At 38.3% G+C, this 2,549-nt stretch carries 2 protein-coding genes and 1 pseudogene; 2 read left to right on the forward strand and 1 reads right to left on the reverse strand.

The window, feature by feature from the left end:
• Positions 1-251: 251 nt before the first annotated feature.
• Positions 252-629, forward strand: coding sequence for a hypothetical protein (locus PN471_RS17930; protein ID WP_271778000.1), 378 nt, complete (start codon positions 252-254; stop codon positions 627-629).
• 473 nt (positions 630-1,102) lie between these two features.
• Here the strand turns inward: PN471_RS17930 and PN471_RS23375 are convergent.
• Positions 1,103-1,249: pseudogene (locus PN471_RS23375) on the reverse strand (4-Cys prefix domain-containing protein); the annotation flags it as partial.
• Positions 1,250-1,357: 108 nt separating this feature from the next.
• On the opposite strand from PN471_RS23375, the gene PN471_RS17935 reads away from it, so the two are divergent.
• Positions 1,358-2,134: a Uma2 family endonuclease gene (locus PN471_RS17935; RefSeq protein ID WP_271778001.1), complete on the forward strand. Its 777-nt coding sequence runs from the start codon at positions 1,358-1,360 to the stop codon at positions 2,132-2,134.
• Positions 2,135-2,549: the final 415 nt, after the last annotated feature.

Raw genomic sequence — 2,549 nt, forward strand, 5'->3', positions numbered from 1 at the left:
GAAAGATATAAGAATAGTCTCAAATTCCAGAAAGTGATAGGTTTTTAATGGTTTCAATGCTTATTCCTTGCACCTAATTCACTTTTTTACCCCGGAAACTCTTAATATATCTAGGTTTTCGGTTTATTCAGCAAGCCCTAAGTATGGATGGAATCTACTGCGAGTAGAAACGACAAAATCTAAAGTCCTTAAATTCGACTGTGTTTTTGAGGGTGATACTCAGTTTCCTAATTATCAAGAGGGTAACAAAGATGAGTAAGTACATTATTTTCAAAGCTGAGGACGCAAGCGCCCAACAGTGGGAGCAAATGCTATTAGCTCACACAGGTGCTTGTACAGATATTCTTGCAGAACACTATGACAGTTCTAAAAAAACAATTCCCCAGCCTGGGTACAGATTGAGAGATTTTCACACAGTTGAAAAATTTATAGATCCTCAGTTTCCAGGTGCAAGTACCCATAGCAGGGTAGGGGATTGGGAAGTAACAAGGGTTGAGGAATATGTACCCAACTTACCTGCTGGTGGGTTTGAGTTAGTAGTTATTTGTTACTGTCACTACTCCCCCGTGATTACTCCATTAGAACCATTGCCAAGACTTCAGTTTGTACAGAAACTACAGCAAGTTTAGTGATTCCTGCGGAGTGCTTCGCGATCGCTCCCTCCCTAACCCATCCATTATGGGAATAACAAATCTGTACCAGATTTTAAATAAAAAATGGGAGGTGCGATAGCGAAGCACTCCGTAGGAATCGCTGCTATGTTCGATTCGAGCTTGAAATTTTCTATCATATTTTTCATGTAAACACCTAAAAGCTACAAAAATCCTTGTATCAAAAGCGGCTATTATTTTACCCTGGTTACAACCTTTAAACTGCGAAAGCTTGTCTTGCTAACTGGAGTTTAGACTAAAAACAGAAATATAAGTTAAATCTACTGAGAAAATACGAGTTAAAAAGACTACAAGTTATAGAGAATAAAGAATTGGCGAAAAAAAGCGGTCAGTGATGTAAAACTGATCGCAAAATGTTCAATGCTGATAAATGTAAAAGAGTTATCAGATTGACAATGCCATTAGAACAGCTAAGAGAATTTCGCACAAGTCCCAAAACCACCTTCATTAGAAAGCACCCGCAATACTCGAAAGCGATTGATTAATAATGCTATCAACGGGGTTCTGCAAGATTGACAGAACTTGTGATCATCAGGGTTGACAGGTTGGGAACAATCCGGGTTTAAGCAGCAGATCATAAACTGTGGCAGATGACTGTATAACCTTTATAATACAATATTCAGTAATTCCGCGCTTCCTGTTCTCTGATATAATACTAAACTAACAACTGCAATCTTTTAAACAGTATGAGTGAAACCCTGGCTGATATTGCTATACCACCGCAGTTTCCTGATCATACTCAACTCCCAGAGTCTGATGGTACTTTCGTGAAAAACTTTCAAGAACATCCCCAAAGTATAATTATCACAGATTCCATAATTCAAACTTTACAAAAATTACATCCCGACGGACAATTTTGTATAGGTCAAGATTGTGGGATTTATTGGCGAGAAACTGAACCACCGGAAAAAGGTACAGTAGCACCAGATTGGTTTTATGTCCCAGATGTAGCACCAAGATTAGCAGGTAAAATTCGCCGTTCTTATGTCTTATGGCGGGAATATATTCCTCCATTAATTGCTATAGAATTAGCCAGTGGTAATGGTAATGAAGAAAGAGATACAACTCCTCTAGCTGGGTTACAGGAAGGTGAAAAACCAGGTAAATTCTGGGTATATGAACGCATTATCCGCATTCCCTATTATGCCATTTATGAAGTTAATAATGATAAATTAGAGGTTTATCACTTGGTAGATTTTTCTTACCAAAAAATCCAGCCTAACGAGCGTGGACATTATCCTATTGCGCCATTAGGTGTAGAATTGGGACTATGGCAAGGAAGTTACTTAAATAATCCTGAACAACTTTGGCTACGTTGGTGGGATTTAGATGGTAATTTATTATTGGTAGGTAAAGAAGAAGCCCAATTACAAAAATTAAGAGCTGAACAAGCAGAACACAAAGCCGCAAAATTAGCAGCACGTCTACGGGAAATGGGTATAAATCCAGATGATGATTTATAATCATTTTTGGTAGTGAACTTGCTAAAATTGGTAAATTAGATTTACTTCAGGCTATTTTTGGCAGAGTGATAATTCCTCAACAAGTCTATGAAGAATTAACCACAGGAAATCATCCTGCTGTTTTAGCTGTAAAATTAGTGTCATGGCTGGAAGTTCGTTCTATAAATAATCACGAACTAATTAAAAAATTAAAATCACTTTTTTTTCACGCAGAGGCGCAGAGAGTTATAATTTTGACACTCCCCGGTCTAAAGACACGGGGATTCTTAAGATTTCACAATCTTAATATCTTGTTTGCACAAGTTCCCAGACTCAGTACGTTTGCACAAAAGTGCGTCCTGATACCGCCAGTTGCTCTACTTGGGGAAACCCCAAGACCGCACTGGCTCATCTTCTGGGCGTTTAGCTGTTAAAC

It is taken from the genome of Aphanizomenon sp. CS-733/32, from assembly GCF_028330045.1.
In the GTDB taxonomy this organism is placed as follows: Bacteria; Cyanobacteriota; Cyanobacteriia; order Cyanobacteriales; family Nostocaceae; genus Dolichospermum; species Dolichospermum gracile.